At 69.2% G+C, this 24,707-nt stretch carries 25 protein-coding genes; 10 read left to right on the top strand and 15 right to left on the bottom strand.

Features of this window, described 5'->3' with window-relative positions; translation table 11 throughout:
- Positions 1-141 precede the first annotated feature (141 nt).
- Genes ACTIF2_RS25445 through ACTIF2_RS25430 form a run of 4 tightly spaced genes read left to right on the top strand, consistent with a single transcriptional unit; the run spans position 142 to position 3,695 of the window.
- The gene (locus ACTIF2_RS25445) at positions 142-1,005 is read left to right on the top strand and encodes a branched-chain amino acid ABC transporter permease (RefSeq protein WP_439499926.1); all 864 of its coding nucleotides are present in this window, start codon (positions 142-144) and stop codon (positions 1,003-1,005) included.
- Entirely contained in the window at positions 1,005-1,928 is a 924-nt protein-coding gene (locus tag ACTIF2_RS25440) for a branched-chain amino acid ABC transporter permease (protein ID WP_439499925.1), read from the top strand. The genes ACTIF2_RS25445 and ACTIF2_RS25440 overlap by 1 nt, the downstream gene beginning before the upstream one ends.
- A gap of 14 nt (positions 1,929-1,942) precedes the next feature.
- Positions 1,943-2,431, top strand: coding sequence for a GAF domain-containing protein (locus ACTIF2_RS25435; protein WP_439499924.1), 489 nt, complete (start codon positions 1,943-1,945; stop codon positions 2,429-2,431).
- A 28-nt stretch (positions 2,432-2,459) separates the two neighbouring features.
- Positions 2,460-3,695 (top strand): metal-dependent hydrolase family protein, encoded by a 1,236-nt coding sequence (locus ACTIF2_RS25430; protein WP_439499923.1) that lies wholly within the window; start codon positions 2,460-2,462, stop codon positions 3,693-3,695.
- 100 nt (positions 3,696-3,795) lie between these two features.
- Here the strand turns inward: ACTIF2_RS25430 and ACTIF2_RS25425 are convergent, their stop codons facing one another.
- Positions 3,796-5,040: a Zn-dependent hydrolase gene (locus ACTIF2_RS25425; RefSeq protein WP_439499922.1), complete on the bottom strand. Its 1,245-nt coding sequence runs from the start codon at positions 5,038-5,040 to the stop codon at positions 3,796-3,798.
- Positions 5,041-5,293: 253 nt separating this feature from the next.
- Between ACTIF2_RS25425 and ACTIF2_RS25420 the strand changes: the two genes are divergently transcribed.
- The 3 genes from ACTIF2_RS25420 (at position 5,294) to ACTIF2_RS25410 (ending at position 7,328) form a co-directional block, all read left to right on the top strand.
- Positions 5,294-5,797: a CMD domain protein gene (locus tag ACTIF2_RS25420; protein ID WP_439499921.1), complete on the top strand. Its 504-nt coding sequence runs from the start codon at positions 5,294-5,296 to the stop codon at positions 5,795-5,797.
- Entirely contained in the window at positions 5,794-6,369 is a 576-nt protein-coding gene (locus ACTIF2_RS25415; protein WP_439499920.1) for a peroxidase-related enzyme, read from the top strand. The genes ACTIF2_RS25420 and ACTIF2_RS25415 overlap by 4 nt, the downstream gene beginning before the upstream one ends.
- A 143-nt stretch (positions 6,370-6,512) precedes the next feature.
- Positions 6,513-7,328, top strand: coding sequence for a DUF72 domain-containing protein (locus tag ACTIF2_RS25410; RefSeq protein ID WP_439499919.1), 816 nt, complete (start codon positions 6,513-6,515; stop codon positions 7,326-7,328).
- A 13-nt stretch (positions 7,329-7,341) separates the two neighbouring features.
- On the opposite strand, the gene ACTIF2_RS25405 is transcribed toward ACTIF2_RS25410, so the two are convergent.
- From ACTIF2_RS25405 to htpX, 7 genes are all read right to left on the bottom strand, one after another.
- The gene (locus ACTIF2_RS25405; RefSeq protein WP_439499918.1) at positions 7,342-7,809 is read right to left on the bottom strand and encodes a YbaK/EbsC family protein; all 468 of its coding nucleotides are present in this window, start codon (positions 7,807-7,809) and stop codon (positions 7,342-7,344) included.
- Positions 7,806-8,084, bottom strand: coding sequence for a hypothetical protein (locus ACTIF2_RS25400; RefSeq protein ID WP_439499917.1), 279 nt, complete (start codon positions 8,082-8,084; stop codon positions 7,806-7,808). The genes ACTIF2_RS25405 and ACTIF2_RS25400 overlap by 4 nt, the downstream gene beginning before the upstream one ends.
- Entirely contained in the window at positions 8,085-9,263 is a 1,179-nt protein-coding gene (locus ACTIF2_RS25395; protein ID WP_439499916.1) for a low temperature requirement protein A, read from the bottom strand.
- A 172-nt stretch (positions 9,264-9,435) separates the two neighbouring features.
- The gene (gene purH, locus ACTIF2_RS25390) at positions 9,436-11,028 is read right to left on the bottom strand and encodes a bifunctional phosphoribosylaminoimidazolecarboxamide formyltransferase/IMP cyclohydrolase (RefSeq protein WP_439499915.1); all 1,593 of its coding nucleotides are present in this window, start codon (positions 11,026-11,028) and stop codon (positions 9,436-9,438) included.
- 97 nt (positions 11,029-11,125) lie between these two features.
- A complete protein-coding gene (locus tag ACTIF2_RS25385; protein ID WP_439499914.1) occupies positions 11,126-12,853 on the bottom strand; it encodes a heparinase II/III family protein in 1,728 nt (575 codons plus the stop codon).
- Positions 12,854-12,925: 72 nt separating this feature from the next.
- Positions 12,926-14,266, bottom strand: coding sequence for an RsmB/NOP family class I SAM-dependent RNA methyltransferase (locus ACTIF2_RS25380; RefSeq protein ID WP_439499913.1), 1,341 nt, complete (start codon positions 14,264-14,266; stop codon positions 12,926-12,928).
- A 3-nt stretch (positions 14,267-14,269) separates the two neighbouring features.
- Positions 14,270-15,196 (bottom strand): zinc metalloprotease HtpX, encoded by a 927-nt coding sequence (gene htpX / locus ACTIF2_RS25375; protein ID WP_439499912.1) that lies wholly within the window; start codon positions 15,194-15,196, stop codon positions 14,270-14,272.
- Between the two features lie 128 nt (positions 15,197-15,324).
- On the opposite strand from htpX, the gene ACTIF2_RS25370 reads away from it, so the two are divergent.
- Together ACTIF2_RS25370 and ACTIF2_RS25365 are read left to right on the top strand one after the other, a co-directional pair.
- Complete coding sequence (locus tag ACTIF2_RS25370) at positions 15,325-15,555, top strand: DUF1674 domain-containing protein (RefSeq protein ID WP_439499930.1); 231 nt, start codon at positions 15,325-15,327, stop codon at positions 15,553-15,555.
- 207 nt (positions 15,556-15,762) lie between these two features.
- On the top strand, positions 15,763-17,064 hold the full coding sequence (locus ACTIF2_RS25365; RefSeq protein ID WP_439499911.1) for a class I SAM-dependent methyltransferase: 1,302 nt from the start codon (positions 15,763-15,765) through the stop codon (positions 17,062-17,064).
- 145 nt (positions 17,065-17,209) lie between these two features.
- Here the strand turns inward: ACTIF2_RS25365 and ACTIF2_RS25360 are convergent, their stop codons facing one another.
- A complete protein-coding gene (locus ACTIF2_RS25360; RefSeq protein ID WP_439499910.1) occupies positions 17,210-17,527 on the bottom strand; it encodes a DUF2853 family protein in 318 nt (105 codons plus the stop codon).
- A 240-nt stretch (positions 17,528-17,767) separates the two neighbouring features.
- Between ACTIF2_RS25360 and ACTIF2_RS25355 the strand changes: the two genes are divergently transcribed.
- On the top strand, positions 17,768-18,715 hold the full coding sequence (locus ACTIF2_RS25355) for a 2-hydroxyacid dehydrogenase (RefSeq protein ID WP_439499909.1): 948 nt from the start codon (positions 17,768-17,770) through the stop codon (positions 18,713-18,715).
- Between the two features lie 54 nt (positions 18,716-18,769).
- On the opposite strand, the gene ACTIF2_RS25350 is transcribed toward ACTIF2_RS25355, so the two are convergent.
- From ACTIF2_RS25350 to ACTIF2_RS25325, 6 genes are all read right to left on the bottom strand, one after another.
- Positions 18,770-19,300, bottom strand: a complete 531-nt coding sequence (locus ACTIF2_RS25350; protein WP_439499908.1) for a L,D-transpeptidase — start codon at positions 19,298-19,300, stop codon at positions 18,770-18,772.
- Between the two features lie 118 nt (positions 19,301-19,418).
- Positions 19,419-20,597, bottom strand: a complete 1,179-nt coding sequence (locus ACTIF2_RS25345) for a kynureninase/PvdN C-terminal domain-containing protein (protein ID WP_439499907.1) — start codon at positions 20,595-20,597, stop codon at positions 19,419-19,421.
- Positions 20,597-21,673, bottom strand: coding sequence for a tryptophan 2,3-dioxygenase family protein (locus tag ACTIF2_RS25340; protein ID WP_439499906.1), 1,077 nt, complete (start codon positions 21,671-21,673; stop codon positions 20,597-20,599). The genes ACTIF2_RS25345 and ACTIF2_RS25340 overlap by 1 nt, the downstream gene beginning before the upstream one ends.
- Before the next feature lie 54 nt (positions 21,674-21,727).
- Complete coding sequence (locus ACTIF2_RS25335; protein ID WP_439499905.1) at positions 21,728-22,552, bottom strand: heme ABC transporter ATP-binding protein; 825 nt, start codon at positions 22,550-22,552, stop codon at positions 21,728-21,730.
- The gene (locus ACTIF2_RS25330; RefSeq protein ID WP_439499904.1) at positions 22,545-23,654 is read right to left on the bottom strand and encodes a FecCD family ABC transporter permease; all 1,110 of its coding nucleotides are present in this window, start codon (positions 23,652-23,654) and stop codon (positions 22,545-22,547) included. Before ACTIF2_RS25330 ends, ACTIF2_RS25335 begins: the two co-directional genes overlap by 8 nt.
- A complete protein-coding gene (locus ACTIF2_RS25325) occupies positions 23,651-24,610 on the bottom strand; it encodes a heme/hemin ABC transporter substrate-binding protein (protein ID WP_439499903.1) in 960 nt (319 codons plus the stop codon). The genes ACTIF2_RS25330 and ACTIF2_RS25325 overlap by 4 nt, the downstream gene beginning before the upstream one ends.
- Positions 24,611-24,707: the final 97 nt, after the last annotated feature.

Below are 24,707 nucleotides of genomic sequence, written 5' to 3'. Positions count from 1 at the left end.
GGGCTGGGGTGGGGGGCAGCTCCGCTCGGCGCGACGATCGAAGACGGCACTCCGGCTTTCCGGCCCCCCATCCCTAACCCTTCCCCGCCGCAAGCGGGGGGAAGGGGAGAGCACCCGCTGCGATCCGCGGAAGGCGCCTTGATGATCCAGATCCTGCAGGCGCTCATCAACGGGCTGATGACCGGGGCGCTGATCGCCGTCCCGGCCGTCGGCTTCTCGGCCATTTTCGCGGTGCTGCGCTACCCGAATTTCGCCATCGCCTCCTATGCGACGATCGGGGCCTTCGCCGCCTGGTGGGCCAATGCGGTGCTCGGCCTGCCGGTGATCCCGGCGCTTGTCGTCGCCTTCGTCATTGCCGGCGTCGTCGGCGTCGTGGCCGAGGAAAGCGCGCTGCGGCGCCTGCGTGGCGGCGGCGCCCTGATCGTCGCCATCGCCTCGATCGCGCTCAATCTCGTGCTCGAGAACATCGTGCGCTTCATCTTCGGCAACGACATGAAGGGCTACGACCTGCCGCTGATGCGCGACTGGCGCTTCGGCGAGCTGCGCATCGGGCCGCAACAGCTCCAGAGCCTGGCGCTCTCCGTCGTCATCATGGCGGCGATGTTCGCCTTCCTGCGCTATACCCGCTTCGGCAAGGCGATGCGCGCCGTCGCCGACAATCCCGACCTCGCCCGCCTCAAGGGCATCGATCCCGCCCGCATCGCCATCGTCACGGTGTTCCTGGGCGCGGGCCTGACCGGGGTCGGCGGGGTGCTGATCGGCCTCGACACCTCGATCGACCCGCTCACCGGCTATCGCGTGCTGCTCTCGGTCTTCGCGGCGGCGGTGCTCGGCGGGCTCGGCTCGATCCCCGGCGCCGTCGTCGGCGCGCTGGCGCTCGGCATCGCCGAGGAGCTGGCGCTGATCGCGGTGCCGGCGACCTACCGCACCGCTGTCGGCTTCATCGCCATCCTGATCATGCTGACCTTCCGCCCGCGCGGCATCCTGGGCGAAAGGGCGTATTGATGCTGTCCTATGTCATCTTCACCCTGACGCTCTGCGGCATCTATGCGCTGCTGGCGCTCAGCCTGAACCTGATCTGGGGCGGGGTCGGCCTGGTCAATCTCGGCCTCGCCGGCTTCTTTGCGGTCGGCGCCTATGCCTCGGCGCTGGCGACGGGAGCAGGCGCGCCGGTGCTCGTCGGCTGGGGTGTGGCGCTGGCGGTCGGCGCGGTCGTCGGACTCCTCGTGACCTTCGCGACCTTGCGCCTGCGCGATGATTATCTCGCCATCGTCACGCTCGGCTTCGCCGAGGTGATCCGGCTCGTGGCGCTGAACGAGCGCTGGCTGACCAAGGGCTCCGACGGCATTTCCGGCATCAAGGCGCCGCTCAAGGCCGAGCTCGGGATCTTCGGCTTCAACCTGTTCTATCTCGGCCTGGTCACGCTGATCGTGCTCGGCGTCTGGGCGCTGATGCGCCGGCTCGACCGCTCGCCCTATGGCCGCGCCATGAAGGCGATCCGCGAGGACCAGCAGCTCGCCGCCTTCGCCGGCAAGCCCGTGCTGCGCTTCAAGCTGCAGGCCTTCGCGCTCTCGGCCGCAATCGCCGGGCTGGCGGGCGCGCTCTATGCGCATTTCCAGTCCTATGTCTCGCCCGACCATTTCCAGCCGCTGATCACGATCTACATCTTCCTCGCCGTCACCGCGGGCGGCGTCGGGCGGCCGAGCGGCGCCGTGTTCGGGGCCTATCTCGTCGTGATCTTCCTCGAGGCGACGCGCTTCATCACGGAATGGGCGCCGGGCCTCCAGCCTGTCCAGGTCGCGGCCCTGCGCGAGATCCTGGTCGGGCTCGCGCTGATCCTGGTGCTGCATCTGCGGCCGCAAGGCGTCCTGCCCGAGCGCATCCCCAGGGCGCCGGCTCCACCCGTTCCCCTGCCTCCCCAAGCCTGATCCGGAGTTGTTCGATGTCAGACGATCTCGCCACCCTGTCGCGCCTTCTGGCCGAGCCCGGCCAGCCCGACACCCTGGTCAAGGCCTTCGAGGCGGCGACCAAGCGCCTGGTCGGGCACGAGCTCTTCACGCTGCTCTATGTCGATGGCGAGGAGGTGGCGCGGATCTATTCGAACCGGCCGGCGGAATATCCCGTCTCCGGCCGCAAGAAAATGGGGCCGACGCCCTGGGGCGCGCATGTCCTGCAGGGCCGCAAGCCCTATCTCGGCCGCGACAAGGCCGGCATCCGCTGGGCCTTCTTCGACCATGAGCTGATCGAGAGCATGGGGCTGGGCTCGGTGATCAACGTCCCGGCGCTCTATGACGGCAAGGTCGTCGGCACCATCAACCTGCTTGGGCCCGAGCACCATTATCGCGAGGAGCATGTCGCGCCGGTCGTGGCGCTGGCGCCTCTGCTCGTGCCTGCCTTCATCGCCGCCCGCGCCGCCGCGCGCGCCGTCTGACCGCCCATCATCCGCCTGGAGAAACGCCGTGGCTTCGACCCTCTTCACCAATGCCCGCATCGTCGACGGAACCGCGCCCGAGCGCGGCGCCCCGGTCTCCGTCCTGGTCGAGGGCGACACGATCCGCGAGGTCGGCAAGTCGATCGCGCCCGGCAAGGCCAAGACCGTCGATCTCAAGGGCCGCACCCTGATGCCCGGTCTGATCGACGCCCATGTCCACACCATCGCCGTCGTCGCCGATCTCGGCCGCAACGCGCTGCTGCCGGATTCCTTCGTGGCGGTGCGCGCGCTCGTCGTGCTGCGCGAGATGCTGATGCGTGGCTTCACCACGGTGCGCGATGTCGGCGGCGCCGATTTCGGCTTCAGGAGCGCCGTCGAGATGGGTGGTTTCCCGGCCCCCCGGCTGGTGCTCTCCGGCAAGGCGCTGAGCCAGACCGGCGGCCATGCCGATTTCCGCGGCCGCTATGACGATCGCGCTACGGCAACGACGGGGCACCGGCTCGGCGCGCTCGGCCGCGTCTGCGACGGGCTCGACCAGGTCCGCCGCGCCGCGCGCGAGGAAATGAAGGGCGGGGCCGATTTCATCAAGATCATGGCCAATGGCGGCTGCGCCTCGCCGACCGACCCGATCCATTTCCTCGGCTTCTCGGTGAGCGAGCTCGAGGCCGTGGTCGAGGAGGCGAAGATGGCCGGGACCTATGTCTCGGCCCATGTCTATACCGACGATGCGATCCGCCGCTGCGTCGAGGCCGGGGTGCATTCGCTCGAGCATTGCAACCTGATCAAGCCGGAAACGGCGAAGCTCGCGGCCTCGAAGGGCGCCGTCGCGGTGCCGACGCTGGTGACCTATGACAAGCTCGCGAGCGAGGGCGGCAAGCTCGGCTTCCCGCCGGATTCCGTCGCCAAGGTCGAGAATGTCCGGGTCGCCGGCATGGATTCGCTCGCGATCATGAAGAAGGCCGGCCTGCCTATGGCCTATGGCAGCGATCTGCTCGGCGAGATGCACCGCCACCAGTCGGAGGAGTTCGTCATTCGCGGCCGGGCGCTGCCGGCCCATGAGGTGATCGGCTCGGCCACCCATGTCGCGGCGAAGCTGCTCGGGCTCGAGGGCAAGATCGGCGTCGTCGCGCCCGGCGCCCATGCCGACCTGATCGTGGTCGATGGCGACCCGCTGAAGGATCTGGCGCTGCTGACCCGTCAGGGCCGGCACATGCCGGCGATCATGAAGGCCGGCGCCTTCGTGAAGCGCTCCGGCCTGAACTGAGGCGGCCTGGCGTCATTGCGAGGAGCGAAGCGACGAAGCAATCCAGAGGGCGTGCGTGATTTGCTGGATTGCTTCGCTGCGCTCGCAATGACAGCGCGCTTCACCGGTCGGCGCGCGCGACCACGGCCCGGAGCAGGACGTTCAGCCCCGGCTCCAGGTCCTCGCGCGTGCAGAGTTCCTGATTATTATGCGTGATGCCGCCCTTGCAGGGCGCGAAGATCATCGCGGTCGGGGCGTGGCGCGCGACGAAATAGGCGTCGTGCCCGGCCTGGCTCAGGATGTCCTGCGTGCGGTAGCCGAGCCCCTGCGAGATGTCGCGGACGCCGTCGATCAGCTCGTCCGCGAAGATCCGGCCGCCCCAGTTCCAGACATCGAGGATCTCGGCCGTGCAGCCGGTGCGCGCCGCCGCTTCGCCAATCGCGCGGCGCACCCGCTCGGCCATGACTTCGGTCGTCGCCGGGTCGGGATGGCGGACGTCGCAAACGGCCTGGGCCCAGTCGGAAAGGATGCCGGGCTTGTTCGGCCAGGCGACGAGCCGCGAGCCGGTCGCCTTGCCGCCGGTGCCGGCATGCTCCCAGCCGAGATCGTCGACCGCGACGAGCAGGCGCGCGCCGGCGACGAGCGCGTTTTTCCGCCGCTCCATCGGCCAGGGACCGGTATGGGCCGTCTCGCCGCGGAACTCGACGAGCATGCCGGTGCTGGCGAAGCCGCCGGTGACGACGCCGACCTGCGTGCCCTCGCGATCGAGGATCGGGCCCTGTTCGATATGGAACTCGAAATAGGCGTCGAAGGGGTGCGGGCTCTCCGCCATCTCGCCGAGATAGCCAATGCGCTCCAGTTCCTGGCCGATCGTGACGCCGTCATCGTCGGTGCGGCCGCGGGCCCAGTCGAGCGTGTAGGTGCCGGTGAAGCAGCCGGAGCCGACCATGGGCGGGGAGAAGCGCCCGCCCTCCTCGTTGGTCCAGTTGACGATCTCCAGCGGGCGGCGCGTGCGGTGGCCGAGCGCGTCGAGCGCGCGGCAGACCTCCAGCCCGCCGAGCACGCCGGCGATGCCGTCGAAGCGGCCGCCATTGACCTGCGTGTCGAGATGGCTGCCCATCACCACCGGCGGCAGCGTGTCGTCCTGGCCGGCGCGGCGCGCGAAGATATTGCCGATGCCGTCGATGCGGATGCTCAGGCCGGCTTGCCGGCACCAGTCGACGAATTCGTCGCGAACCTGCTTGTCGGCATCCGACAGGGTGAGCCGCGACAGGCCGCCGGGCCTGCCGACCCCGATCTCGCCGGAGCGATCGATCGTCGTCCAGAAGCGCTCGATATCGATGCGGGCGGAGGCGGACAGGCTCATGGCGGACTCGTGCGCAGGGGCGGAAAGGAATGCCGCATGCAGGCGAGGAGCGCCATCACGGCATCATCGGGCAGGCCAACTGTGGGCGTCCCGATGCCATGCTGGCAAATGGATATTCGTCATGGCCTTGCCCGGCGGCGCTGATGGCTCTTGCGCCGGCAGGCCGCACGGCATGGCCGCGTTGCCGGCGCGGCGGATGGACCTCGGGCGGCGGCGATCCTAAACATCGCTCGGCAGCAGGACAGGGACAGCGATGAGCGAACACCATCTGATCGAGACATTGGCGGGCGTGTCGGCGGGATCGCCCTTGGCGGGGGCGCTTGCCGAGCGTTCCGCGATCATGGCGATGAGCCAGGCGAGCCATGACGCCGTGCTGCTGCCGCGGGAGCCCGGCGGCATCAGCCATGCCGAGCGCGCCGCGCTGGCGGCGCGGATGGCGCAGTGGAACGGCGACACGGCCCTTGCTGCGCAGTATCGCGACCTGCTCGGACGCGCCGGCGAGACGGCCGGGCTGGCCGCAATCGCATCGGGCATGGCGGTCGAGCAGCTCGGCGCTACGGCTCGGCTCGGCGCGATCACGCGCCATGCCGATATCCTGACGAAGACCGTGAAGGAGGCCAGCCGCGCCGATATCGAGGCGCTCAAGGCGGCGGGCGTGAGCGAGCCGGATATCGTGCGGCTCGCCGAGCTCGCAGCCTTCGTCAATTATCAGGTCCGGGTCATTGCGGGCCTGCGTCTGCTCGGAGAGGTCGCATGAGCACGCCCGTCCACGATTTCACCGCGCAGGTGCCGCGCTGGTCGCCCTATGTGACGCCGGTCGATCTCGAGACGGCGACGGCCGAACAGCGCGACGCGCTGCAGATCACCCCGTCGAACACCAAGATCTCGGCCTATGTGCTGACGCTGGCCCATGATCCGGAATCGCTGAAGGTGCGCTCGCCGCTGTTCAACGCGATCATGTATGGTAAGGGCGGCCTGTCCTCGGCGGAGCGCGAGCTCGGCGCCGTCGGCGCCTCGATCGTCAACCGCTGCGTCTATTGCGCGGCGGTGCATGCCTCGCGCTTCAACCAGCTCACCAAGCGCACGGACGTGATCGAGGCGATCTTCGCTGACGGTACCGATGCCGAGCTGGAGGAGCATCAGCAGGCGGTCTTCGATTTCGCGGTCAGGCTGTCGAAGACGCCGTCCGAGGCGACCGCGGCCGATATCGCGGCCCTGCGCGGCCTCGGCCTGTCGCAGCTCGAGATCCTCGACCTGATCCTGTCGGCCTCGATCTTCGGCTGGGCCAACCGGCTGATGCATACGCTCGGCGAGCCGGTTCGCGACTGAGCAAACGGGCCCGTGAGCGCCTGCTGACAGGCGCTGACGAGCGCCTCCGCCACGCTGCTGCGTATCAGGGCGGGCTGGAACCGGGTGGTCGCGCCGCCCGTTTCCGGCGAGAATGCCTTGACCAGCTTGAACGAGGAACCGTCATGTCCGCAGCAGCGAAGGGCGCCATCAGGATCGGTATCGGCGGCTGGGTCTTCGAGCCCTGGCGCGGGGTGTTCTATCCTGACGGTCTGTCGCAGAAGCGCGAGCTCGAATATGCCAGCGGCAAGCTCACCTCGATCGAGATCAACGGCACCTATTACGGTTCGCAGAAGCCGGAGAGCTTCGCTAAATGGCGGGCCGAGACGCCGGACGGCTTCGTTTTCGCGCTGAAGGGCTCGCGCTACATCACCAACCGGCGGGTTCTGGCCGAGGCCGGACCGTCGATCGAAAAATTCATCACCGGCGGCGTGCTCGGGCTGAAGGAGAAGCTCGGCCCGATCAACTGGCAGTTCATGGGCACCAAGCAGTTCGATCCGAAGGATTTCGAGGCCTTCCTGAAGCTGCTGCCGCATTCCGTCGACGGTCAGGTCGTGCGCCATGCCGTCGAGGTCCGCCATGACAGCTTCCGTTCGCCGGATTTCGTCGCGCTGCTGCGCGAATACGGCGTCGCCGTCGTCACCGCTGCGGATTCGAAATACACGCAGATCGCCGATGCGACCGCGCCCTTCGTCTATGCCCGGATCATGGGCACGCAGGAGGCGCAGCCGGAAGGCTATGCGGGCAAGGATCTCGACGGCTGGGCCGAGCGCGCCCGCGTCTGGGCCGCGGGCGGCGTGCCGAAGGATCTCGACGCCGTCGTGCCGCCGACCGAGGCCAAGGGCGGGCGCGACGTCTTCCTCTATGTCATCAGCGGCGACAAGGTCCGCAATCCGGCGGCCGCCATGGCGCTGATCGAGCGGGTGGGTGGCAAGGGCTGACAGGCGTCCGCGTTCAGCCCGGCTCCTGGCAGACATCGACCCATTCGGCCTTCGTCAGATCGGCCAGGCGCTCGGGGCTGATGCGCAGTGCGCTCCGGGTCGAGCCGGCGGCGGGGACGACCTCGTCGAAGGCCCTGAGCGAGACGTCGCAATAGATTGGCAATGGCGTCGGTAATCCGAAGGGGCAGACGCCGCCGACCGGATGGCCGGTGATCGCCACGACCTCCTGCGCATCCAGCATGCGCGGCTTGCCGCCGAGCGCCGCTTTGACTTTGCGGTTGTCGAGCCGGCCGGTGCCGCTGGTCACGACCAGCACCACGCGCTCGCCGATCCTGAGCGAGAGCGTCTTGGCGATCTGCGCGGGCTCAACGCCATGGGCCTCAGCCGCCAGCGTCACCGTGGCGCTGCTGCCTTGCGTCTCGATGATCGCGATCTCGGGGGCATGCTCGGCAAAGAAGGCGCGAACGGAATCCAGGCTCATGCGGAGGGCTTTCCGAAGCGCCAGCGCAGCAGCCAGGCGACGGCGGCCGGCACGCCGAAGACGACGAGGAAGATCGGCCATTCCTGCGCGGCGCTGTAGCCGGCGCGATTGATGCCGATCCAGAGATTGACCAGGGCTGCGGCGAACCAGAGCGGGATGAAGATCTTCGCGGCGAAGACGATCGGATGGGTCGCGCCGGTGTTCAGGCGCGGTGCGATCAGCAGCAGGATGCCGAGCAGCGCGAAGCCGGCGGCGATGACCTTGACAGTGTGCATTCAGGCCTCCTTCGGCCGCAACGAGAGGGTTTCCCAGGTCGCGATGACAATGAGGACGAGCGTCGCGGCGAGGCTGAGCGCGAGCGGCGAGAGGATCGCCGCCGCCGGCACGAGCAGGGCGAACAGGGCCAGCCCGACCAGATGCGAGAGCGGATACCAGCCGGCGGTCGCCTTCTTGAAGAGCAGGTTTCCCAGAACATAGCAGGCCGGCCCGGCGATCACCGCGATGGCGACCTTGGCCTCGGTATGCCCGGCGGGATGTGCGAGCACGAATTCGTCCGCGACGGCGACCAGGATGATGCCGGCGACGAGCAGCAGGTGGATATAGGTATAGGCGATGCGCGCGATCCGGCCGGGATCGTCGGAATGGGCGATGCGATGGCTCGCGCGTTCGGCGCCGATGTTGAAATAGATCCACCACATCGCGACCGAGCTGGCGAAGGAATTGGCGAAAGCGAGGACCGTCTCGGGCGTCATCGCCAGCTTGGCGAAGGTCGCGCCGGTCACCAGCACGGATTCGCCGAGCGCGATGATGATGAACAGGCCGCAGCGTTCGGCGAGATGGCCGCCCTCGATATCCCAGTCGGCCGTGGTCGAGCGGCCGAGGCCGGGAAAGCGGAAGCCGATCGAGGGCAGGAGAAGTTCGATGCCGAGCGCCAGCGCCCAAAGGGCAAAGCGCGCCTGGCCTTCGACGAGACCGCCGGCGATCCAGAGCATGCCTGTCAGCACGAGCCAGGCCGTGATGCGCTGGAAGTTCCGGTAATTGGCCGGGCTGCGCCCCTTCAGGCTCAGCAGCGTGAAGACCGAACGGCCGATCTGCATGGCCGCATAGGCCCCGGCGAAGACCAGCCCCTTCTCGCCGAAGGCCTCGGGGATCGAGGTCGAGAGCAGCAGGCCCGCGAACATCAGCGCGAACAGCATCAGCCGCACCGGCACGCTGTCCGGATCGAGCCAGTTGGTCACCCAGCTCGTATAGACCCAGACCCACCAGACCGCCCCGAGCAGCAGGGCGGCCTGGGCCAGGCCCTGTAGCGTAAAATGCTCGACCAGGCTGTGCGAGATCTGGGTGATCGCGAAGACGAAGACGAGATCGAAGAACAGCTCGACGAAGCTGACCTTGGCATGCTCGTCCGCGACGCGCTGCCTTAGCACGTTGCGTTTGGCGCTTTTCTCCGTCATCCCGGCCCCATCCTCAGCAGCGCCACACTAGAGCAAGATGCGACTGGGCGGAAAGCTCTCACCCGTCATGGTCGGCCTTGTGCCGACCACCCATGTCTTTGCTGCCCAAGGGGGTGTCTAGCCGTGGATGCCCGGGACAAGCCCGAGCATGACGGTGGGGGCGTCAGCCGGTTCAATGCCGGAAATGCCGGTGCCCCGTAAAGACCATGGCGAGGCCGGCCTCATTGGCGGCCTTGATCACCTCGTCGTCGCGCATCGAGCCGCCGGGCTGGATCACCGCGGTGGCGCCGGCCTCGGCCGCGGCCAGCAACCCGTCGGCGAAGGGGAAGAAGGCGTCCGAGGCGACGACGGAGCCCTTGGCCAGGCTCTCGGGGACGCCGGCGGCCTTGGCCGCCTCGCTCGCCTTCCAGGCGGCGATGCGCGAGGAATCGACCCGGCTCATCTGGCCGGCGCCGATGCCGACCGTGGCGAGGTCCTTCACATAGACGATGGCGTTCGACTTGACGTGTTTGGCGACGCGGAAGGCGAAGCGCAGGTCGGCGAGCTCGGCCTCGCTCGGCGCGCGCTTGGTCACGACTTTGCGCTCCATGTCGTCGACAACGGCATTGTCGCGCGCCTGGGCGAGGAAGCCGCCGGAAACTGTGCGCAGCGAGAGCCCGCCGAGGCGCGGGTCGGGCAGGCCCCCGGTCAGCAGCAGGCGAAGGTTCTTCTTGGCGGCGATGATCGCGATCGCCTCCTCGTCGGCCTCGGGCGCGATGATCACCTCGGTGAAGACCTCGACGATCTTCTTGGCGGCCTGCGCATCGAGCTTGCGGTTGAGCGCGACGATGCCGCCGAAGGCCGAAATGGGGTCGCAGGCCAGCGCCTTCTCGTAGGCTTCCAGCAGCGACGAGCCCGAGGCGACGCCGCAGGGATTGGCGTGCTTGACGATGACACAGGCGGCCGAGGCGGCTGGAGCGAACTCCGCGACGCATTCGAAGGCGGCGTCGGTGTCGTTGATGTTGTTGTAGGAGAGCTGCTTGCCCTGGACCTGCCGCGCGGTGGCGACGCCGGGGCGGCTCTCGGGCGTGCGATAGAAGGCGGCCCATTGATGCGGGTTCTCGCCATAGCGCAGGCTCTCGGCGAGATGGCCGCCGAGCGCGCGGTAATCCGGGGCCGTTTCCTTGAGCTCGCCGGCGAACCAGTTCGAGATCGCGGCGTCATAGGCGGCAGTGCGGGCATAGGCCTTCTGCGCCAGCTTGCGGCGCAGCGTCAGCGTGGTCGCGCCCTTCTGGCTCTCGAGCTCGCCGAGCACGGACGCATAGTCGGAGGCATCGACCACGACGGCGACGTCGTTATGGTTCTTGGCGGCGGCACGGATCATCGCCGGCCCGCCGATATCGATGTTCTCGATGCAGTCGTCATAGCCTTTGCCGGCGGCGACGGTGGCCTCGAACGGGTAGAGATTGACGACGAGCAGGTCGATCGGCGCGATGCCGTGGCCGAGCATCGAGGCCTGGTGCTCGGGATGCGAGCGGATGGCGAGCAACCCGCCATGGACCTTGGGATGCAGCGTCTTGACGCGGCCATCCATCATCTCGGGGAAGCCGGTGAGATCGGAGACGTCGGTGACGGGCAGGCCAGCCTCCGCGATCGCCTTGGCGGTGCCGCCGGTCGAGACCAAGGCGATGCCGAGCCGGTGCAGCGCCCGCGCGAACGCGATCAGCCCGGTCTTGTCGGAAACGGAAAGAAGGGCGCGTTCGACGCGGCGAAGCTCATTCGGCATCGGGACAATCCGGTGTGCGGTGCAATGAAGGCGGCTCGGCGCGGCCCTATCATGCCGGGGCGCCGATGCAAAGCATTCCGCCGGCCAGGCCGGAATGTCACAGCGGCAATTGCGCTGCGGGTTCGGACGGCTCCTGCGGCCTGCCGGGACGCGGCGCCGTGCCGACGCGGGCGAAGCGCCAGATGATCTGCGGCGTCTGCGCCGCGTCGTAGCTGACGCTGAGCTGCTCGGTCCGCCGCCTGCCGTCGGCAGCGGCGAGGAAGATGCTCTCCTCGATCGCGACCGCCAGCCCAGGGGCCTCGAACGCCCAGACCTCGCCGGAGGGCAGGGCCAGCATGGCGCCCTGGCCGTCGCGGGTCAGGCTCGGCCTGACGCCGGGATGCAGGTGGAAGCGCGCGACGGCGGGCAGGCTCTCCAGCGGGGCGGAAAGCGCGACCTCGTCCTCGCCGGCCAGTGTCGCGCCGTCCCGGCTCAGCAGCAGCCGACGCGTATGCACGGCTGCAAGCCGGCGCCGGTAGCCGTCATGGCTCGCCACCCATTCCTGGCCGGCTTCGGTGTCCTGGCGTGCGACCCGCACGTCGGTCGGGCCGGCGACGATGCGCTGCTCGCCGAGCACGAGGCCGAAGGAGGCGCTCGACCTCTCGTCGAGGATCACGGTCGAATGAGCGGCAGTGCTGCGCGCGGCCAGCATCAGCTCCGGCGGTCCGAAACGGCTCGCGCCGCAATTGACGATGATGCGCTGGCTGCCGCTGGAGAACTCGAAGGCGAGGCAGCCGGCATGGGCCTCGACCGAATTGGCGCCGCGCGGCGGCGCGCCGGCATCGATCACGACGGCGGCGCGCCCGGCGGCGAGGCGGTCATAGCCGGAATAGGCGGCGTGCTCGATCGGCCGGGCGCGGGCGTCGTCATGGGCGGCGAGCGTCGCCATCAGGTCGGGCGGGGTGACGCCCATGCCGTTGAACAGCGCCAGCGCGCCGTCGCCATGCCGGAACAGCCGCAGATGCGGCATCATCCGCTCGATCGCCATGATGACGCTGCGCGGCGGCTCGAGCCCGCGTGCGGCGAAGGTCTCGCGCAGGGGCAGCAGGTCGAGCAGCAATTCGATGATCAGCCGCGGATTGCGGCTGAGATGGCCGCCATCGGGCAGGATCTGGTGGTCGAGCTCGTCGGAGAGCGTCGCCTCGTGGCGCCGCAGCCGCCGGTCCTGGCCGTCGAGGCTGATCGCGGCGAAGGTGACGGCGATCAGGCATTGCAGCCGGGCCGCGCCCTCGACCGCCCCGGCCAGCGCCAAAGTGAGCCGTTCGGTCAGCTTGGCGATGTGGCGGATGAAGCGCTCGTAGAAGGCATGGTCCGCGCCTTCGAGCAGGAGTGGCGAGTGCGACAGGAACGAGATCAGCCGCCGCGCCGCGACCGCCGGCTGCCGTGCGACCTCGTCGCGGTCGCGCCGCTTGACCATGAATTCGTCGACGAGGGCGCGGGCATTGGCGCGGGCGATCGCGGTGTCGGCAGCGCGCATGTGCCGCAGCCAGGCGAAGCCGTAGAGCGCCTCGGACCAGGCTTCGCTCGGCGGAAGAGCCTCGAAGGGCGATTCGCCATGGGTCCTGAGCGTGCGGCCGGCGAAGGCGTAATAGCCGGAATAGATGTCGCCGGCGGTGGTCGGGTCGGCGGTGCGTAAATCATGCGGGGCGAAGAGCAGGCGCGTCGCCTGGACATGGCCGAACGGCCAGAAGCGGCGGGCGGCGCCGACGAACTGGCCACGCGTGCGCCGTGCAGCCCGCCCGATCGCGGCCTGGGCAAGCCCTTTTTGCTCAGACCAGCCGCTCAATGACCCAGCTCACCCCGTCCCGGCGCGAATCGTCCCGGAGGAAGTGGCCGCGCCATGCGAATCCCGGCTTTGTCATAGCCTGATCAGACGGCTTGCGTAAAATCCGGTCCATCCCGAGAGCCGCGCCGTCTCGCCTCGGAGCTGGTGCGGCAGGCTGCGCAGGTCGCCGGCGGCGTCGATCGCCTCGCCCAGGCCGCCGATGTCCTCCGGCCTGACCGGGGCGCGCGCAAAGTCCGGGTTGGCGCCAAGGAAAGCTTCGATCCGGCGCTCGCCCTCCTCGGGTTCGAGCGAGCAGGTACAATAGACCAGCCGCCCGCCGGGCTTCGTCAGGCGCGCCGCCGCGTTCAGCAGCCGGGCCTGGAGCGCGACCAGCCTGTCGCGATCCTCGGGCGTCTTGGTCCAGGCGGCGTCGGGGTGGCGGCGGATCGTGCCGGTGGCGCTGCAGGGCGCATCGAGCAGGACCGCGTCGAAGGGCTCGGCCTGCCAGGTCGCGGCATCGGTCGCGACGATCTCGGCCGTAAGCCCGAGCCGTTCGAGATTGGCGCGCAGGCGGCGCAGGCGTGGGGCCGAACGATCGACCGCCGTCACATTCGCGCCGGCTGCGGCGAGCTGTGCCGTCTTGCCGCCGGGGGCGGCGCAGAGATCGGCGATGCGCTCGCCGGGCTTGGGCGCCAGCAGGCGCGCCGGCAGGGCGGCGGCGGCGTCCTGCACCCACCACTCGCCCTCCGTGAAGCCGGGCAGGCCCGGCACCGGCTGGCGCTCGCGCAGGCGCACCGAGCCGGTCGGCAGGACGATGCCTCCGAGCTTTTCGGCCCAGCCGGCGGGGTCGCTCTTGACCGTCAGGTCGAGCGGCGGCTCCTCGGCGTGGCTGGCGGCGATGGCGGCCGCGACCTCCTCGCCATAGGCTGCGCGCCAGCTCTCGGCGAGCCAGGGCGGCGTGTCGGCGAAGGGGTCGGCGGTTTCGCCCAGGATCGCCTCGCGCTCGCGGGCGAGCCGGCGCAGCAGGGCGTTGCCGAGGGCGGCATAGCGGGCCGAGCGGCCATCCTCGTGGAGATGGCGGATTGCGAGGTCGACGGCGGCATGGTCCGGCACGTCGAGGAACAGGATCTGGGCGGCGGCCGCGACCAGGATCGGCTCGAAGGGTCCGGAATTGCGCGGGCTGCCGCGCTCGAGCCGGGTATTGATGGCGTGCTGGATGGTACCGAGCCGGCGGAAGGCGGTGATCGCGATGGCGCGGGCGAGCGCGGCGTCGGCGGCATCGAGTCCGAAGGCCGGGCTCATCCGCTCATAGGTCTCGTCGAGCGCGGTGCGCGCCCGCAGCACCTCGTCGATCAGGCCGGCAGCGAGCCGGCGCGCCGGCAGGCCGGGGGCGTCGTCGATCGGCCGGCGGCCCGCTTGATCCAGAATCGCCATTCCTCAGCCCCAGGGGCCGGGCTGGCGGTCGCTGTTCCACGGACTCTGCGCGGCCTGGCTCGTGAAGCCGCCGAGCGCAGCGCCGCGGCCGACGCCCATGGCGCGGGCCTGCTCCATCAGCGCGGCGATGCGGTTTCCCGTGTCCGGGTGGGTCGAAAACAGCGAATCCATGCCCTGTCCGCTCAGCGGGTTGATGATGAACATATGCGCCGTAGCAGGCTTCTCCTCCGCCGTCTCGTTCGGAATCTGCTGGACGCCGCCGGCGATCTTGGCGAGCGCGTCGGCGAGCGCGACCGGGTTGCCGCAGATCTCGCCGCCGAGCCGGTCGGCCTCGTATTCGCGCGAACGCGAGATCGCCATCTGGATGATCATCGCCGCCATCGGGGCCAGCACCGAGATCAGGATCTGGATCAGAAAGTTCGGCCGGTTCTCGCGCGAGCCGAAGAACATGCCGAAGGTGGTCAGCGAGGAGATCGCGCCCGCCATCGTGGCGGTGATCGTCATGGTCAGCGTGTCGTGGTTCTTGATATGGGCGAGCTCGTGCGCCATCACGCCGGTGAGCTCGTCATAGCTCAGCGTCCGCATGATGCCGGTCGTCGCCGCGACGGCCGCGTTCTGCGGGTTGCGGCCGGTGGCGAAGGCGTTGGGCTGGTCCTCGTCGATCAGGTAGACGCGCGGCATCGGCAGGTTGGCGCGCGTCGCGAGGTCGCGCACCATGCCGTAGAGCTCGGGCGCGCTGCGCTCGTCGACTTCGTGGGCATTATGGGCGGCGAGCGCCAGCCGGTCGGAATTCCAGTAGCTGTAGAGATTAGTCGCGACGGCGATGCCGAGCGCGATCAGCATGCCGCCCGCGCCGCCGAGCAAATAGCCGACCACGCCGAAGAGCGCGGTGAGACCGGCCATCAGGATGCCGGTGCGGACATAATTCATCGGTTTCCCCTCTTCGGTTGCATGCGCCGGGTGGCCGCAAGGCCCTCCCCAGACGCGATGTCCGGCCTTATGTGGTGAGAACCATGCCGATCCCGCAAGAGAGCGTCCTGCAAGAGAGCGCCGTGTCGATGCCAGAGCCCAGCGCCAAGAACCAGCCCGCGAACCAGCCCGCGCCGGCGCCCGCAAAGACCCTGCCGCCGGCGGCGCAGCGCGCTCTGGCGGAGGCCGAGGCCCGCCGCGCCGCGATCGACGCGCATGCGGCCGCGCTCGGGCGCGAGAAGGAGGTCAACGGCCGCGGCGGACTCGAACCGGTGCGCTACGACGACTGGGAGGTGAAGGGGATCGCGAGCGATTTTTGAGCGAGGCCATCGGCTTACAGCGTCATCCCGGGCGACCGCAGGGAGATCCGGGATCCATGCCTGAACCTCGACGTGAAGCGCTCCGGCATGGATCCCGGCTCTCCGCTTCGCTTCGGCCGGGATGACCCGGAGGTTGGGTTCGCCGGTTGCCAAGGCTCCCGCCTCCAGCCAAAGACAGGCTGACAGGGTATTGGACCGGTTTTCAGCATGAACAGCGACAGCAAACGCCTCGCCGCCCTGCGGCGGCTCCTGACGGAGGCGCATGAGAAGCTCGGGCTGAAACTCGGCTTCGCGCTCTGGGATGGTTCGCGCGTGCCGGCGGGCTGGCCGCAGGAGGGGCTCGCCATCGCGATCCGCGATTCCGGCGCGGTCGCGGCGCTGGTCCGCAAGCCCAAGCTCGACACGCTGCTCAACCTGCACGTCACCGACCGCATCGCGATCGTCAACGGCACGATCTTCGATCTCGCGGCGGCGCGGCCCGAGGGCAAGATCGGCCGGCTGGCGCGCGGCATCCCGAAAGCTGCGGTGTTCGACGTGCTGCGCCGCTTCGTCTTCGCGCCCGGCACGGCGCCGCAGGCGGTCGATCATCTCAAGGGCGACACGATCGCGCGTGACGGTCAGCCGGCGACCAACAAGGCCAATATCGCCTATCACTACGACGTCTCGAACGATTTCTACCGGCTCTTCCTCGACGAGGCGATGGTCTATACCTGCGCCTATTTCACCGAGGACCATCAGAATCTCGAGCGGGCGCAGCGCGACAAGCTCGACATGATCTGCCGCAAGCTGCGCCTGCAGCCGGGCGAAAAACTGCTCGATATCGGTTGCGGCTGGGGCGCCCTGGTCTGCCATGCCGCGCAGCATTACGGCGTCGAGGCGCATGGCGTGACGCTGGCCGAGGAGCAGCTCGCTCTGGCGCGCGAGAAGGTCGAGCGGCTCGGGCTGCAGGGCAAGGTCACGCTGCACCTCAAGGACTTCACGCAAATGGAAGGGGTCTTCGACAAGATCTCCTCGATCGGCATGTTCGAGCATGTCGGCATCCGCAACCATCCCTCCTATTTCCAGGCGGTGAACCGGCTCCTGAAGCCGCGCGGGCTCTATCTGCACCATTCGATCTCGCGCCGCGCCAAGAAGACCGAGCGGGCCTTCAACAAGATGCCGGCGGAATATCGCGCGCTGGTGCGCTACATCTTCCCGGGCGGCGAGCTCGACCATCTCGGCATGTCGATCGCCAATCTCGAGCGCTACGGCTTCGAGGTGCATGACGTCGAGGGCTGGCGCGAGCACTACCAGCGCACGACGCGGCTCTGGTTCGAACGGCTGAACGCGCGCAAGAGCGAGGCCGAGGCCGAGATCGGCGCGGAACGGACGCGGATGTGGCTGCTTTATCTGGCGGGCTGCTCGCTCGCCTTCGAGCGCGGCGGGGCGCTGATCAACCAGACGCTGGTCTCGAAGCGGCGCAAGGGGCCGTCGGGCCTGCCGCTGACGCGCGTCGATCTGTATCGCTAGAGCTGGAGAGGGGTGCTGCTTGCGCCGTCATGGTCGGCCTTGAGCCGACCATTTCAGGCAGGAGATTCTCGGGCCTGCGCTGAGCTTTATCCTTGGGCCGACAGAAGGTCGGACCCGAGGGCTTCGCCCGAGAATGACTGCTGTCCTATTTCTTCACGAAGAGGGCCAGCTTCCCGTAATGCTCGGCAAGCAGGTAGTAGAAGGTCAGCCGCGACTTGGTGTTGTCCGACTTCATGTGCTCGCAGGTCGCCTTGATCGTGGCGTCGAGATCGGCGGTCTTCAGGCCGAGTTTCTTCTTCAGGAAGTTCTCGCGCACGCGCTCCAGCTCGGCCGGATCCGAGCAGGCGACGAAACGGGTGTCGGGTTTGCCCATCACGAGCGCGTAGGATTTGGTCATGCCGGCAAAGGCGGCTTCGTTGAGTGGCTTCCTGGCGAATTTCTTGACGTCGGCGAGATGATCCATCGATAGCCCCTGTTGGGCTCGGCGTGTCAGGCCCGAGCGCGATTGATGTCGTGCCGTTAAACGTTAACGTGCTTTTTTGTCGCAGGCGAGAGGCTCTTCGCCATGATTCGCCTTTTTTGATACGTGACCCAAGGGCGGGTTGTGTTGCATTTGCGAGATGGCGGCCTGCATGGCGGCGCGGGTTGAGTGGCGCGCCAACTGATGTTGCGATGCAGCATCGCCCGCCGAGGACCCAGCACCGTGAAACCGACCATTCTGATGGCCCCACGCCTGCCCGGGAGGCTGGTGGAGCGCCTGAGCGAACATTATGAGCTGCTCGGCCCCTTGGCGCGCTCGGCGCCGGACGCCTTGCCCGACGGGGCGCAGGAGGCCCGGGCGCTGCTCACCATCGGCAGCCTGAAGACCGATGCAGCCCTGATCGACGCGTTGCCGAAGCTCGGGCTGATCTCCTGCTACGGCACGGGCTTCGAGGGCGTCGACCGGGCCCGGGCACGGGAGCGCGGCATCCTCCTGAGCAACGCCGCCGACGCCAATGCCAACAGCGTGGCGGAATTCGCGATGGGGCTCCTGCTGGCGAGCGCCCGCCAGGTCGTCGCCGGCGACCGTTTCGTGCGGGCCGGGCGCTGGAAGGGCAATGCCGTCGAGCGGATGGCGCATGTGCCGGGGCTGGCGGGGCGCAAGCTCGGCATCTACGGGCTCGGCGCCATCGGCAGCCGCATCGCCAGCCGGGCCGCGGCCTTCGACATGGAGATCGGCTATCACAACCGCTCAGAGCGGCCGGAGCTGCCCTATCTCTATCACGACAGCCTGGTCGGGCTGGCGCGTTGGGCGGATGTGCTGGTGGTGTCCGCGCGGGCCAGCGCCGAGAACCGTCATGCGATCAATGCCGGGGTCCTGGCGGCGCTCGGTCCGCAGGGGCATCTCGTCAATATCTCGCGCGGCATCGCCGTCGACGAGACGGCGCTTTGCGAGGCGCTCGAGACCGGGACGATCGCCGGGGCGGCACTCGACGTCTACGAGAACGAGCCGCATGTGCCGGAGCGGCTGCGGGCGCTGGAGAACGTGGTGCTGACGCCGCATATCGGCGCCAATGCCGAATCGGCGCAGATCGCCCAGCAGGAGCTGCTGCTCGGCAATCTCGCCGCGTTCTTCGCAGGGAAGCCGCTGCTCTCGCCGGTCGCGCTTTAAATCGCGCCTTCCCTTCTCCCGCAAGAGGGAGAAGGGAAGAGGGCCGCCTGCGCTCTATGGCAAAACCACCACCGGCGTGCCCATGCGGACACGCTCATAGAGGTCGATCACGTCGCGGTTATGCATGCGGAAGCAGCCGAAGGAGACCGCGCTGCCGATCTTGCTCGGCACGTTGGTGCCGTGGATGGCGTATTCGCCGCCGGGGCCGAGCCCGATCACGCGCGCACCCATCGGGTTGCGCGGCGAGCCGCTGGGAATGATGTCGGGCAAATAGGGCTGGGCGCGCTTGACCGAGGCCGGCGGGCTCCAGGACGGCTCGACCGCGAGCTCCTCGACATATTTGACGCCGCGCCATTGCCGGCCGGCCATGCCGACGGCGATCTGGTAGCGGATCGCCTCGCCGGGCGCCGTGACGAAATAGAGGCTGCGCTGGCCGGTGCGGATGACGATCGTGCCCGGATTGTAGCGGGCATCCTCGAACTGGACGAGCTCGCGGGCGAGTGCCGGCCGGCCAGCCAAAGCCAGCGCCAGGAGCGAGAGCGCCGCCGCCAGCAAGAGATCGATCGGAGCGATGCGTCTGGTCATGTCCGCCTCCCGCGCAATGGGTTGCGCAAGATCTGACGCGACGAGCGTGAATCGCCGGTTGAGCGATATGGTGAAGCGCTGATTCAGCATGAATCGCCGGTAAAGCGCGTCGCTCCAATCAGATTTGCAGGCCGCTCATCCGCTCCAGGGCGTCGGTGACGTCGCCTTCGTCGAGCGCCAGGCCGAAGCCGAAGCGCAGGACGTCGCCGCGATGGTCGCTGGCGATGCCGCGCTGCGCCAGCGCCGCCTCGAGCGCGCCGGCCTCTTCCGTACGGAAGGCGAGGAAATTGCCATGCGCCGCCGGGTCGCCGAGCGGGGTGATCAGGTTTTCGGCGGACAGGGCCTCCAGCTGCAGCGCGTCGAGCCCGGCGAGGAATTGCCGCATCAGGGCGATGGCGTGTCGGTGGATGATGCCGGCGTCGAGCCCCTCGCCGGCGAGCCAGTCGAGCACGGCGCGCATCCGGTAGAGCCCGCTCGGATCGAAGGTCGCGCCGAGGAAGCGGCCGCCATCGGCGGGATAGCCGATGCTGCTGCCCGGCGCGGCGGTGAGCGTGCCGAAGGCGGCATACCAGCCTGTGTCGCGCGGGCGCGGGCCATATCCGGGCGGGCAATGCATGAAGCAGCAGCCCTCGCCCGCCATCGCGTATTTGTAGCCGCCGGCGATGTAGAAGGCGCGGTCGGCGATGGCGGAGAGGTCGGTCGGCAGGGCAAGATAGCCGTGATAGCCGTCGATCGCGACGAGCGTCTCGGGCGAGGGCACGGCGCGGACGAGCGCGGCGAGGTCGCCGAGCGTCGCGCCCGAATTGAACAGGACCTGGCTGAGATAGATCAGGTCGTGCCCCCCAGCGGCGATCACGCCCAGCAGGCGGTCATGCAGCGTCGCGAAAGGCTCGGCCGCGACCTCGTCGAGCAGGATCAGCCCGTCTTCGGCGAGGCGCGTCAATTGCCGTCTGGCTGTGTGGAACTCGGCGCCGGTGGTCAGCACGCGAGGCGGACGCCGCACCGGCAGGCAGGAGAGCAGCCGGCGCAGGAAGTCGTGGGTGTTGGGCGCGAAGGCGATGGTCGCCGGGTCGGGCAGGTCGAGATGGCGCGCGATGCCGGCCTGGACGGCGGGGATCAGCTCGCCGAAGACGAGGTCCCATTTGTCGCCGGCGAGCCTGGCCGCATCGATCCAGGCCAGGCCCTGCCCGGCGAAGCTGACATCGGGCCAGTCATGGTGGCTATGGGCGGCAAGGTTGATGCGGCCCGGCGCCATGTCGCGAAAGCGGGCGAAATGCTCCGTCCAGTCGCCCGTCATCACAGCGCCCCGTAGCTGAAGCCCATGCGCCGGCGCAGGTCTTCCGGCAAAGGCGGCAGGTCGCGCGCCGCCAGCAGATAGGTCGAGAGGTGGAAGAGGTCGATGAAGATCCGGTGCTTCTCGGCCGTCGCGCGCAAATAGCCCGAGCCGGAGGAACCGCCCGTGCCGGGCCTGACGCCGATCATGCGCTCGACCATCAGCGCATGGCGCAGGCGCCAGAGCGTCAGGCTCTCGTCGATATCCATCAGGCTCTGCAGCAGGCGGAAGGGCAATTGCAGCACCGGCATGTCGCGATAGAGCGCGATGAACAGCGCGGCCTCGATCGCCGGCGCCGACATCCGCCAGGTCGCGGTCTCCGCCTCCGGCTCGAACAGGGCCTGGAACCGGGCGAGCGCCTTCTCGATCGCGGCTGCATCAGCCTGCCGCTGCGCCTCCGGCAGCGAGGGATCGGAGCCGACGCTGCTGGCGTCGCGCCTCAGCGCGGCGATCACGGCGGCGCGGTAGCTCTCGCGGAAGCTGTAGTCGCCGAGCGCGACGAAAGGCGTGCGCGCCAGCCAGGTGTCGAGCTGGGCGAGCAGGGAAGGCTTGTGGTCGGCGTCGAGCCTGGCGCGGTCTTCCGGCGCCAGGCGCTCGCGCATGCTCTGCTCGTCGATGCGGAGCCTGCTTTCGTCGCGCAGGCCGAGGCGGGTCTCGATCAGCCGGAACTGGACCGACTGGAAGCCGGAGGCCGGGGTCAGCAGGTCGCGGAATTCGAGGAAGCCGGCCGGCGTCATCGTCTCCAGCACGTCGAGCTGGCCGACCAGCAGCTTCAGGATCTCGTGGATGCGCCCGAGCCCGGCGGTGATGCGGCCGAGATGTTCGTCGGCGACCGGGCTTGCGGCGAAATCGTCCTGGATGCGGTCGAGCTCATGCAGGATCTGCTTGAACCAGAGCTCATAGGCCTGGTGGACGATGATGAAGAGCATCTCGTCATGGGCAGGCGTCCCGGCCTTCAGGCTCTCGGGCTCCTGGCAAGCGAGCAGCCGGTCGACCTGGAGATAACGTCCATAGGACAGCCTGCCTTCCGCTCCGGCCATGGCGCGCCACTCCTCCCGCTAGTTATTTCAAGCTTAAAATAACTGGGCCGGGCGTCAAGCCGCGGAACCGGGCCGGTGCTGCTGGGGCAGGAGGAAAGGCAGGCCGGCGGCGGGCGCGCGGCTGAAGCTGAGGTCGACTTTGAAGACATGGCGCAGCAGGGCGTCGTCGAGGGTCGCGGCCGGCTCGCCCTGCGCGACGATGCGGCCGCGGTCCATCACGACGAGGCGGTCGGCATAGGTCACGGCGAGGTTGATGTCGTGCAGCACGATCAGCACGGCGACGCCGCGCGCGGCGATGGCGCGGGCCATGTCGAGCAGTGCGAGCTGGTGGCAAAGGTCGAGGCTGGCGATCGGCTCGTCGAGGAAGAGCGCCTGGCGCTCGGCGACGCTGCGTCCGGCCTCGAGCTGGCAGAGCACCCGGGCGAACTGGACGCGCTGCTGCTCGCCGCCCGACAGGGTCTGGTAGCGGCGCGGCGCGAGATCGACGACGCCGGCCGCCGCCAGGCATTCGCCGACCATCGCCTCGCGGCGCTGGCGCGACAGCGCCCGGCCGACGCCGTCGACGCCGAGCCGGGCGACCTCGTAAACGCTGAAAGGGAAGGCGAGCCGCGTCTGCTGGGCCATCACGGCGCGCTGGCAGGCCAGCCGCCAATGCGGAATGGCGGGCAGGGCATCGCCGTCGAGCAGGACCTCGCCGCCGGCCGGCTTCAGCTCGCCGGTCACGAGCTTGAGCAAGGTGGATTTGCCGGCGCCGTTGGGGCCGATCAGGATCGTGGTCTCGCCGGGCCGGAGCTCGAGCGAGGCCTCAGTCACCAGCGCCTTGCCGCCGGCCATGAAGCTCAGCCCGCGGCCGGAGACGATGGGCGCGAGCTCAGCCATCGAGGCCATCCGCGCGGCGCAGCAGCAGCCAGAGGAAGAACGGCGCGCCGAGCGCCGCGGTGACGATGCCGATCGGCAGCTCGGCCGGGCTCACCACCATGCGCGCGACGATGTCGGCGGCGACGAGCAGGGCCGCGCCGCCGAGCGCCGAGAGCGGCAGCAGCAGGCGGTGGTCCGGGCCGAGGGCGAGGCGGATCAGATGCGGCACGACGATGCCGACGAAGCCGATCACGCCGGCCGCCGCGACGCTGGCGCCGACCGCAAGCGCGACGAGCAGGATCGCCAGCGCCTTGATGCGCTGGACCGGCACGCCGAGATGATAGGCTTCGGCCTCGCCCAGCATCAGCGCGTTCAGCCCGCGGGCCAGGAGCGGCACGGCAAAGAGCAGCGGCAGGACGATCGGCGCGATCACCACGAACTTGGTCCAGCTCGCGCCGCCGAGGCTGCCGAGCGACCAGAAGGTCAGGTCGCGCAATTGCCGGTCGTCGGAGATGAAGGCGAGCAGTCCGGTCAGCGCGCCCGCGAGCGCGCCGAGCGCGACGCCGGCGAGCAGCATGGTCGCGACCGAGGTGCGGCCCTGGCGCGTCGCGATCAGGTAGAGCGTCAGGGTCGAGATCAGCCCGCCGCAAAAGGCGCCGAAGGGCAGGACCGCGAAGGGCAGCTTCATCGCCATGCCGGTCAGGAAGCGGTCGCCGAGCACGATGGTCGCCGCCGCCGCGAGTCCCGCGCCGGCCGAGACGCCGACGAGGCCGGGATCGGCGAGCGGATTGCGGAAGAGCCCCTGCATCAGGGCGCCCGAGACCGCGAGCGACGCGCCGACCAGCAGCCCGAGCAGCACGCGCGGCAGGCGGATATTGAGCACGACCAGCGCGTCGCGGCCTTCGAGCAGCGCCGTGTCGCCGGCGAGCCTGGCCCAGAGGATCTGGGCGACCCGGCCGGGCGCGATCGTGAAGGCGCCCTGGCCGATCGCCAGCAAGACCAGCAGGAGGCAGAACAGGGTCAGCCCGGCAATGACGAGCACGGCCTGGCGGCGGCGGCTCGCGGCGAAGGCGCTGAGGGTGGACGCGCTCATCACGCCGGCCGGGCGGGCGGCGAGCGTCATGGTGCGGCGGTGGTCTTCAGCGGCGGGATCGCGGCATCGGGATAGAGCGCGGCCATCAGGTCGCGGGCGGCTGACGGCGTGCGCGGCCCGAAGCCGAGCAGATAGAGCGCATCCATCCGGACGAGCGCCTTGCCCGCTGCCGCGGGGGTCTGCGAGAAGACCGGCATGGCGAAGAGCTCGTCAGGGGTCGCGTTGTGGCTGCTGCTGTTGCGCATCATCAGGATGACGTCCGGCGCCGCCGCGATGATCGCCTCGTCGGTCATCGGCTTGTAGCCCTCGACTTCCTGGGCGACGTTGACGCCGCCCGCCATCGCGATGATCGCGTCGGCCGAGCTGTTGCGGCCGCCGACCAGCGCGCGACCGTTCTGCAGGGACAGCACGAACAGTACCCGGCGCTTGGCCGGCAGCGCAGCGCGCAGGGTCGCGAGCTCGTCGAAGCGCGCCCTAGTCTGTTCGGCGAGGCGCCTGGCCGGTTCCGCCGCGCCGGCGACCGCGCCGATCGCCTGGATCTTGGTGACGACGCCGTCGGGGGAGTTGTCCTCCGAGATGCGCGAGACGCGCAGGCCCGCCTCGTTCAGCAGCGAGACCGCGTCGGGCGGACCGGCGCCTTCGATGGCGATGACGAGCGAGGGCTTCAGCGACAGCACGCCCTCGGCCGAGAGCGCCCGGACATAGCCGACATTGGGCTTGTCCTTCAGCGCCTCCGGCGGGAACTGGCTGGTGGTGTCGACGCCGACGATCCGGTCCTGCAGGCCGAGCGCATAGAGCACCTCGGTGATCACGCCGCCGACCGCGACGATGCGCTCGGGCGTCTGCGCGAAGGCGCTGCCGGGGAAGACCGCAGGCGCGATGAGGCCGCCGGCCGCGAGCAGCGTCAGCCCGATCGCGGCGCCCAGTTCACGCCGGCAGAGACGCGCCGCGGACAGCCTTGGCGATGACTGAAGCCTGGACATCATGAGGTCTCCGTCTCCCGGCCGCAGGCCGTCCCGGGTCGGTTGCACCGCAGCGCGGATAGTCGGCCTGAAAACTGGTGAAGTGATGGCAACTGCACAA

The sequence above is a fragment of the Allobosea sp. genome (assembly GCF_051860145.1).
Lineage (GTDB): Bacteria > Pseudomonadota > Alphaproteobacteria > Rhizobiales > Beijerinckiaceae > Allobosea.
This window is presented reverse-complemented; position numbering and strand designations above follow the sequence as displayed.

Coding starts and splice junctions, on each gene's coding strand:
- ACTIF2_RS25445 (WP_439499926.1), top strand. CDS start 142: ATGATCCAGATCCTGCAGGCGCTCATCAACGGGCTGATGACCGGGGCG.
- ACTIF2_RS25440 (WP_439499925.1), top strand. CDS start 1,005: ATGCTGTCCTATGTCATCTTCACCCTGACGCTCTGCGGCATCTATGCG.
- ACTIF2_RS25435 (WP_439499924.1), top strand. CDS start 1,943: ATGTCAGACGATCTCGCCACCCTGTCGCGCCTTCTGGCCGAGCCCGGC.
- ACTIF2_RS25425 (WP_439499922.1), bottom strand. CDS start 5,040: ATGAGCCTGTCCGCCTCCGCCCGCATCGATATCGAGCGCTTCTGGACG.
- ACTIF2_RS25420 (WP_439499921.1), top strand. CDS start 5,294: ATGAGCGAACACCATCTGATCGAGACATTGGCGGGCGTGTCGGCGGGA.
- ACTIF2_RS25415 (WP_439499920.1), top strand. CDS start 5,794: ATGAGCACGCCCGTCCACGATTTCACCGCGCAGGTGCCGCGCTGGTCG.
- ACTIF2_RS25410 (WP_439499919.1), top strand. CDS start 6,513: ATGTCCGCAGCAGCGAAGGGCGCCATCAGGATCGGTATCGGCGGCTGG.
- ACTIF2_RS25405 (WP_439499918.1), bottom strand. CDS start 7,809: ATGAGCCTGGATTCCGTTCGCGCCTTCTTTGCCGAGCATGCCCCCGAG.
- ACTIF2_RS25400 (WP_439499917.1), bottom strand. CDS start 8,084: ATGCACACTGTCAAGGTCATCGCCGCCGGCTTCGCGCTGCTCGGCATC.
- ACTIF2_RS25395 (WP_439499916.1), bottom strand. CDS start 9,263: ATGACGGAGAAAAGCGCCAAACGCAACGTGCTAAGGCAGCGCGTCGCG.
- purH (WP_439499915.1), bottom strand. CDS start 11,028: ATGCCGAATGAGCTTCGCCGCGTCGAACGCGCCCTTCTTTCCGTTTCC.
- ACTIF2_RS25380 (WP_439499913.1), bottom strand. CDS start 14,266: ATGGCGATTCTGGATCAAGCGGGCCGCCGGCCGATCGACGACGCCCCC.
- htpX (WP_439499912.1), bottom strand. CDS start 15,196: ATGAATTATGTCCGCACCGGCATCCTGATGGCCGGTCTCACCGCGCTC.
- ACTIF2_RS25370 (WP_439499930.1), top strand. CDS start 15,325: ATGCCAGAGCCCAGCGCCAAGAACCAGCCCGCGAACCAGCCCGCGCCG.
- ACTIF2_RS25365 (WP_439499911.1), top strand. CDS start 15,763: ATGAACAGCGACAGCAAACGCCTCGCCGCCCTGCGGCGGCTCCTGACG.
- ACTIF2_RS25360 (WP_439499910.1), bottom strand. CDS start 17,527: ATGGATCATCTCGCCGACGTCAAGAAATTCGCCAGGAAGCCACTCAAC.
- ACTIF2_RS25350 (WP_439499908.1), bottom strand. CDS start 19,300: ATGACCAGACGCATCGCTCCGATCGATCTCTTGCTGGCGGCGGCGCTC.
- ACTIF2_RS25345 (WP_439499907.1), bottom strand. CDS start 20,597: ATGACGGGCGACTGGACGGAGCATTTCGCCCGCTTTCGCGACATGGCG.
- ACTIF2_RS25340 (WP_439499906.1), bottom strand. CDS start 21,673: ATGGCCGGAGCGGAAGGCAGGCTGTCCTATGGACGTTATCTCCAGGTC.
- ACTIF2_RS25335 (WP_439499905.1), bottom strand. CDS start 22,552: ATGGCTGAGCTCGCGCCCATCGTCTCCGGCCGCGGGCTGAGCTTCATG.
- ACTIF2_RS25330 (WP_439499904.1), bottom strand. CDS start 23,654: ATGACGCTCGCCGCCCGCCCGGCCGGCGTGATGAGCGCGTCCACCCTC.
- ACTIF2_RS25325 (WP_439499903.1), bottom strand. CDS start 24,610: ATGATGTCCAGGCTTCAGTCATCGCCAAGGCTGTCCGCGGCGCGTCTC.